Source organism: Jiangella endophytica, from assembly GCF_003427025.1.
Lineage (GTDB): Bacteria > Actinomycetota > Actinomycetes > Jiangellales > Jiangellaceae > Jiangella > Jiangella endophytica.
In genome coordinates this window covers 36219-43228 of record NZ_QVAI01000032.1, presented here as the reverse complement: position 1 = coordinate 43228, position 7010 = coordinate 36219, and the positions used below count along the sequence as shown (strand labels likewise).

General features: G+C 71.3%; 7 protein-coding genes. 3 read left to right on the top strand and 4 right to left on the bottom strand.

The features are described from left to right. Window position 1 precedes the first annotated feature (1 nt). The 4 genes from DZA62_RS33860 to DZA62_RS33845 are packed head-to-tail and all read right to left on the bottom strand — an operon-like array spanning window position 2 to window position 3309. Entirely contained in the window at window positions 2–1198 is a 1197-nt protein-coding gene (locus DZA62_RS33860; protein ID WP_116953390.1) for an acetyl-CoA C-acyltransferase, read from the bottom strand. Then, the gene (locus tag DZA62_RS33855; RefSeq protein ID WP_116953389.1) at window positions 1195–1962 is read right to left on the bottom strand and encodes an enoyl-CoA hydratase-related protein; all 768 of its coding nucleotides are present in this window, start codon (window positions 1960–1962) and stop codon (window positions 1195–1197) included. The genes DZA62_RS33860 and DZA62_RS33855 overlap by 4 nt, the downstream gene beginning before the upstream one ends. After that, the gene (locus DZA62_RS33850) at window positions 1962–2597 is read right to left on the bottom strand and encodes a CoA transferase subunit B (RefSeq protein WP_269813960.1); all 636 of its coding nucleotides are present in this window, start codon (window positions 2595–2597) and stop codon (window positions 1962–1964) included. Before DZA62_RS33850 ends, DZA62_RS33855 begins: the two co-directional genes overlap by 1 nt. Before the next feature lies 1 nt (window position 2598). Continuing rightward, on the bottom strand, window positions 2599–3309 hold the full coding sequence (locus tag DZA62_RS33845; RefSeq protein ID WP_116953388.1) for a CoA transferase subunit A: 711 nt from the start codon (window positions 3307–3309) through the stop codon (window positions 2599–2601). A 139-nt stretch (window positions 3310–3448) separates the two neighbouring features. Between DZA62_RS33845 and DZA62_RS33840 the strand changes: the two genes are divergently transcribed. From DZA62_RS33840 to DZA62_RS33830, 3 genes are all read left to right on the top strand, one after another. Continuing rightward, a complete protein-coding gene (locus DZA62_RS33840; protein WP_408620205.1) occupies window positions 3449–4225 on the top strand; it encodes an IclR family transcriptional regulator in 777 nt (258 codons plus the stop codon). Between the two features lie 150 nt (window positions 4226–4375). Continuing rightward, window positions 4376–5848, top strand: coding sequence for an aldehyde dehydrogenase family protein (locus tag DZA62_RS33835; RefSeq protein ID WP_116953386.1), 1473 nt, complete (start codon window positions 4376–4378; stop codon window positions 5846–5848). Between the two features lie 24 nt (window positions 5849–5872). Beyond that, on the top strand, window positions 5873–6994 hold the full coding sequence (locus tag DZA62_RS33830) for an NDMA-dependent alcohol dehydrogenase (RefSeq protein ID WP_116953385.1): 1122 nt from the start codon (window positions 5873–5875) through the stop codon (window positions 6992–6994). Window positions 6995–7010 lie beyond the last annotated feature (16 nt).

Below are 7010 nucleotides of genomic sequence, written 5' to 3'. Positions count from 1 at the left end.
ATCATCCGGAGGTCCGAGACAGCAGCAGTGCCTCCCCCTGGCCGCCGCCACCGCACAACGCGACCGCCGCACGGCCCGAACCGCGCCGGGCGAGCTCGAGAGCGGCGTGCCCGGCCAGCCGTGCACCGGAAGCGCCGATCGGATGGCCCAGAGCGATCGCGCCACCGTGGATGTTCGTACGCTCCAGCGGATAGTCGAGATCGCGCAGCGACTGCACGACGACGGACGCGAACGCCTCGTTGATCTCGACGAGGTCGAGGTCGGACCGGCTCCACCCGGCGCGGTCCAGCACCGCCTGGATGGCCCGAGCCGGCTGGGAGTGCAGCGCGGTGTCCGGCCCGGCGACCTGACCGGCCGCGTCTACCGCGGCCAGCCAGTCCAGGCCCTGCTCACGGGCGAAGGCGCCGCTGGCGACGACGACCGCCGCCGCACCGTCGGTCAGCGGCGACGCGTTCCCTGCCGTGATGGTGCCGCCCGCGGCGAACGCGGGACGCAACCGCGCCAGCGACTCCAGGCTCGCATCGGGCCGGATGCCCTCGTCGGACGTCACCGCGGCCGTGCGACCGCGACCCGCGGGCGCCTCGACGGCGGCGATCTCCTCGGCGAACACGCCCTTCTCGGCGGCCTCGGCCGCCCGCTGATGGCTCGCGACGGCGACCTCGTCCTGTTCGGCGCGGCCGATCCCTCGCTCGGCGTTGCCACGTTCCGTCGACGAGCCCATCGACTCTCCGTCGAAGGCGTCGGTGAGGCCGTCGTGCGCGACGGAGTCCAGTGTGGTGACGTGCCCGTAGGTCCAGCCCGCCCGTGCCCCCGGCAGCAGGTACGGCCCGCGGCTCATCGACTCCTGGCCGCCGGCCACGACGACGGTGGCCTCGTCGAGCCGGATCGCCCGGGCGGCCTCGACGATCGCGCTGAGCCCGCTCAAGCAGACCTTGTTGACCGTCTGCGCGGGCACGGACAGCGGCAGCCCCGCCTGGGCGGCGGCCTGGCGCGCGGGATTCTGCCCAGCGCCGGCCTGCACCACCTGGCCCATGATCACCTGGTCGACCTCGTCGTGCCGCAGCCCGCTGCGCTCGACGGCGGACCGGATCGCCACCGCTCCCAACTGCACCGCGCTCAGCCCTGACAACGACCCGCCCAGCCGGCCCATCGGCGTACGAGCGAATGACAGCAGCACCACTTCGGGCAGCCGGTTCACGGGGTCTCCTCTCCAGTCCCGCCCAGGAAACGGGCCATGTGCGCGCGGGCGATCTCGGACCCGAACAGCCGGGCGGACAGGTCGACCATCGCCGGCTGGTGGTCGTCGAGGTAGCGCAGCGCCTCGGTGTTGAGCAGTCGCTTGGTCTCCCGCAGCCCCTGCGGTTCCGCCGCGACAAGGTCGCCGACGACACCGTCGACGGCTTCGTCCAGCTCCGAGCCCGGTACGGCGAGCGTGATCAGGCCGCTGTCGACGGCGAACCTGCCGTCGAACGGACCGGCGGTGAGGAAGGTGAGGCCGGCCGTACGTGGTGTCATGCGAGGCAGCACGGTCAGCGAGATCACGGCCGGCGCGAGCCCGAGCCGGGCCTCAGTGAAGGCGTACGTGACGTCGTCGGCCGCGACGGCCACGTCACAGGCCGCGACGATCCCGATGCCTCCAGCGCGGACCGGTCCGTGCACTCGGGCGACGACGGGCAACGGCAACGTCAGGATCGTGCGCAGCGTGCCGGCGAGGTCCCGGGCGGAGGTCGCCATTCCGTCGCGGTGCGCCTCGGCGAGATCGGCGCCGGAGCAGAACACCGGCCCGTCGGCCTGGATGACGACGGCGCGCACGTCGTCCTCGGCGGATCGGAGCAGGGCTGAGCGCAGCTCGTCGAGAAGCCGCGCCGACAGCGCGTTGCGGTTGCGGTCGGAGTCGAGCGTCACGCGGGCATGGGCGCGGCCGTCGCCTCCGACGCGTTCATAGCGGACCAGGGCGTCCATCAGACCACCTCGGCGACGGGAGCGCCGGTCACGGACCGCAGCTCGCCGAGGGTCAGGCCCGGTGTGAGGCGGCGCGGCAGCAGGCCGGCCGGCCCGACATCGAACACCCCGAGATCGGTGATGATCCGGTCGACGACGCCCGCGCCGGTGAGCGGCAGGGTGCAGGTCTCGACGATCTTGGGGCTGCCGTCCTTGGCGACGTGCTCGGTGACGACGACGACGCGTTTGGCACCGCTCACCAGGTCCATGGCGCCACCCATGCCCTTGACGAGCTTGCCGGGGACGGTCCAGTTGGCGAGGTCGCCGTTGGCGGCCACCTGCAGGGCCCCGAGGACCGCGAGGTCGACGTGGCCGCCGCGGATCATCGCGAAGCTCGTGGCCGAGTCGAAATAGGACGCTCCCGGCAGCGCGGTGACCGTCTGCTTGCCCGCATTGATCAAATCCGGGTCCTCCTCGCCGTCCTCCGGGAACGGCCCGATGCCCAGCAGCCCGTTCTCGCTGTGCAGCATGACGTTCACCCCGGGCGGGAGGTGGTTGGCGACCAGCGTCGGGATGCCGATGCCCAGGTTGACGTAGTCGCCGTCGTGCAGCTCCTCCGCGGCGATGGCGGCCATCTCGTCGCGCGTCCACGCCACGTCAGGCTCCGATCCGCGAGGCGGGCCGGACGGTGCGCTGCTCGATGTCCTTCGGCCGGTCGAGGGCGCGCACCAGGCGGTTGACGTGGATCCCGGGGGTCATCACGTCGTCTGGGTCGAGATGGCCGTCGACCACCTCCTCGGCCTCCGCGACACAGACCCGGCCGCAGGTGGCGACAAGCGGGTTGAAGTTGCGCGCGGTGTACCGGTAGCGCAGGTTCCCCTCGCGGTCGGCGACCCGGGCGTGGACCAGTGCGAGGTCGGCGACGATGCCACGCTCCAAGACGTGGGTGCGTCCGTCGAAGACCTCCATCGGTTTGCCCTCGGCCACCGGGGTACCGACACCCGTGCGTGTATAGAAGCCGGCGATACCGGCGCCCCCGGCGCGCAGCCGCTCCGCGAGCGTGCCCTGCGGCGAGAACTCCACCTCGAGCGCGCCGTCGAGGTACTGCTGCGCGAACAGCCGGTTCTCACCGACGTACGAGGCGACGACCTTGGCGACCTGACCGTTCTCCAGCAGCAGGCCGAGCCCCTTGCCGTCGACCCCCATGTTGTTGGAGATCAGGGTCAGTTCCCGTACCCCTGAGTCGCGAACGGCCTCGATCAGGTCGCGAGGGATCCCGCACAGCCCGAACCCGCCGACCGCGATCGTCAACCCGTCTCGCAGGACTCCAGCGAGGGCCTCCCCCGCGCTCGTCCGCAGCTTCTCCATCGAGTCTCCAGTCGTTTCACGCCCGCTGAGCGGTCCATCAGATCCGGGACCCGTTCCTACCCTGACGTGCCAGGAGACCGTCAAGAGCGGCGTTGATTCCTTCCGTACAACGGGAGCGGCAAACCCAGACGTCCGCTCAGTGGACGTTAGGCTGGGCCGCGTGACCGAGCCGCCGAGCGTCATCGGGCGGGCCGCCCAGGTGCTGCGCGCACTGTCCCAGCGCGGCGCCGAGGGCGACACCACGACCGCCCTCGCCCGTCAGGTCGGCCTGCCGCGGACGACCACCCATCGGCTGCTGGAGGCACTGTTCGCCGAAGGCCTCGCCGACCGCGATCCGCGGTCCGGCCGGTGGCATCTCGGGCCGGAGCTCTACGTCCTCGGCATGGCCGCCAGCCAGCGCTACGACCTCACCAACGAGGCACGGCTGAGTCTGCGCCGTCTGGCCCGCGAGACCGGCGAGAGCGCGTTCTTCTCGGTGCGCCGCGGCGACGAGACCGTCGTGCTGCTGCGCGAGGACGGCGACTTCCCGATCCGCTCCTATGTGCTGTACGAGGGCGCCCGCTTCCCGCTCGGCGTCGTCTCCGCCGGCCTCGTCGTGCTCGCCTACCTGTCCGACCGGGAGATCGACGAGTACCTCGCGCGCACCGACCTCCAGAGCCGCTGGGGCGTGTCGCACTCCGAAGCCGCGATCCGGGACAGACTGGCCGCGACCCGGGCCGACGGCTGGTCGCTGAACCCGGGCCTGATCGTGGAGGGGTCATGGGGCATGGCCGCCGCCGTGTTCGACGCCGCCGTCTCACCCGGCTGGGCGCTCACCATCACCGGCATCGAGTCCCGGTTCCGCCCCGAGCGGCAGCCGGTGCTGGGCCGTCTGCTGCTCGAGGAGGCGCACCGCCTCACCCGGCTGGTCGCCTGACGGCGGTCCGGTCAGCGCTGGCCGCAGACTTGGAGTGACTGGCCGTCAACGACCATGTCGAACAATTCCACGCACTCGTTGACACCGTCAACACCTCCGTGAAACATTGGGGCGACCTCACAGCCGTCACCGTCATGGAGGTCCCTGCGCATGGCCGACGCCCTCGCCCGCACCGCCGTCCCGCACCCCACGGACCAGTTCATCGGCAGCACCTGGGTCACCGCCCGCGGAACCAGCACGGTCGACGTCGTCCATGCGGCGACGGAGGAGCTGGTCGCGCGACTCCCCGCCACGACCATCGCCGAGGCCGACGCCGCGGTCGCCGCGGCGAGGACGGCCTTCGACACCGGTGGTTGGGCGTCGATGACCGTGGTCGAACGCGCCCCGTACGTCGAACGGTTCCGGACGGCCTTCGACGCGCGCGGCGCCGAGATCAACGCGGCCTGGGGCGCCGAAGCGGGCATGCCCGTCGTCGTGGCGAACGCGTTCAGCTCGATGTGCGCCGTCATCGGCGACGACTCGATCGCCACCGCCAAGTCGATCGCGCTCTCCGACGTCCGCGACACCCCGGTCGGCAGCGTCAAGGTGATCCGCGAACCCGTCGGCACGGTCCTGGCGATCCTCACCTACAACGGCCCGGGGACCGAGATCGCGTTCGGCGTACTGCCCGCCCTGCTGATGGGCAACACCGTCGTCGTCAAGCTGCCGCCGGAGAACCGGCTGGTCGGCCAGTTCATCGCCGACGCCTTCGCAGAGGCGGGCTTCCCTGCCGGAGTCGTCAGCCTGCTGACCGCCGACGTCGAGGTGAGCAAGCACCTGGTGGCACATCCGGACGTCGACCTCGTCCACTTCACGGGCGGCACCGAGATCGGCGCCGACGTCGCCGCGGTGTGCGCCAAACGCATTGCGCGGACCGTGCTCGAACTGGGCGGCAAGGCCGCCGCGATCGTGGCCGACGACGCGGACCTGGACACCGTGGTCCCGTCTCTCGTCGCCGGGATGACGACCTACCAGGGCCAACTGTGCGTCGCGTTCACTCGGATCCTCGTCTCCCGCGCGCGTCATGACGAGCTCGTGGAGCGGCTGGTGGCGGCACTGGGCGAGATCACGATCGGCGACCCGGCGGACCCGTCGGTCACCTTCGGGCCGATGCCGAGTGCCCGCATCCGGGACCGCGCCGAGGGCTACGTCGCACGGGCGGTGGCGGCCGGTGCCCGCATCGCCCATGGCGGGAAGCGGCCGGCGGGGCTGGACAAGGGGTTCTTCCTCGAACCGACACTCCTGGTCGACGTCACCAACGACATGGAGGTGGCCCAGAACGAGATCTTCGGGCCGGTGTACTCGGTGATCGCCTACGACGACGTCGACGACGCCATCCGCATCGCCAATGACACGAGGTACGGGCTCGCGTCGGCCGTCTACACCCGCGACGACGAGCTGGCATGGGAGGTCGCCGGCCGGATCCGGGTCGGCGCCTTCGCGATCAACGGCAACTTCCCGGTGCTCTGCGCTCCGTACGGCGGTGTGAAGAAGTCCGGCTACGGACGGGTGGCCGGACCCGAGGGCATGTACGAGCTCACCAGCATCAAGCAGATCGTCCTGCCGGCGCACCAGCCCGCCTGAGCGGCGGCCGAGAAGGGAGTTGACATGAAGAGTCGCGCGGCGGTGCTCCGTGAGGCGCCCGGCACGTGGAAGATCGAAGAGGTCGAGGTGGCGGACCCTGGCCCCAAGGAGGTCCAGGTCAAGCTCGCCGCCGCGGGCCTGTGTCACTCGGACGACCACATCACGACCGGCGACCTGCCGCTCGGCCACTACCCGGTCGTCGGCGGACACGAGGGTGCCGGCGTCGTCACCGCGGTCGGGCCGGGCGTCACCGACTACCGGGTCGGCGATCACGTCACCATGCTCTGCGACGCCGGCTGTGGCATCTGCAAGTGGTGCGCCATGGGCGCGCAGAACCTGTGCGACCTCAACGCCGAACTGCTCGGCGGCGCCGCGCCGGAGGACCCGTCGCGGTACCGGATCCACATCGGCGACGAGGCGATCGGCCAGTTCGTCGCGGTGTCGACGTTCTCGGAGTACACCACGGTCTCGCTGCCGTCGGTCATGAAGCTGCCCGACGACATCCCCCTCGAGCTGGCAGCCCTGATCAGCTGCGGGGTCACCACCGGCTGGGGCGCCGCGGTGAACTCCATCCACGCCGAGCCCAGCCAGACGGTCATCGTCGCCGGTATCGGCGGCGTGGGGATCAACGCCGTCCAAGGCGCCTCGCACGCCGGCGCGTCGACGATCATCGCCGTCGACCCGGTCGAGTTCAAGCGCGAGCGTGCGCTCGCCCTCGGAGCCACGCATGCCTTCGCCACCCTCGAGGAGGCCGGCGCCCACGCCCGCGGCGTCACCAACGGCCAGGGCGCCGACGGCACCGTCGTGACCATCGGCGTCGTCGAGCCGGCCCACGTGGCAGAGGCGTTCGCGACCATACGCAAGGGCGGCGCGGTCGCCGTCACCGGACTCGGCCGCCTCCTCGACACGACGCCGCTGCCGGTGTCGCTGGCCGAGCTGACCTTCTACCAGAAGCGCCTCGTCGGCTCGCTGTACGGCAACGCGTCGCCGCGCTACACCATCCTGCGGCTGATCGACCTGTGGCGGTCCGGTCAGCTCGAACTCGAGGAGCTGATCACCACCCGCTACACCCTCGACCAGGTCAACGACGGCTACGCCGACCTGCACGCGGGCAAGAACCTGCGCGGCGTGATCCTGTTCGACTGACCTCAGGAGCCCGTTG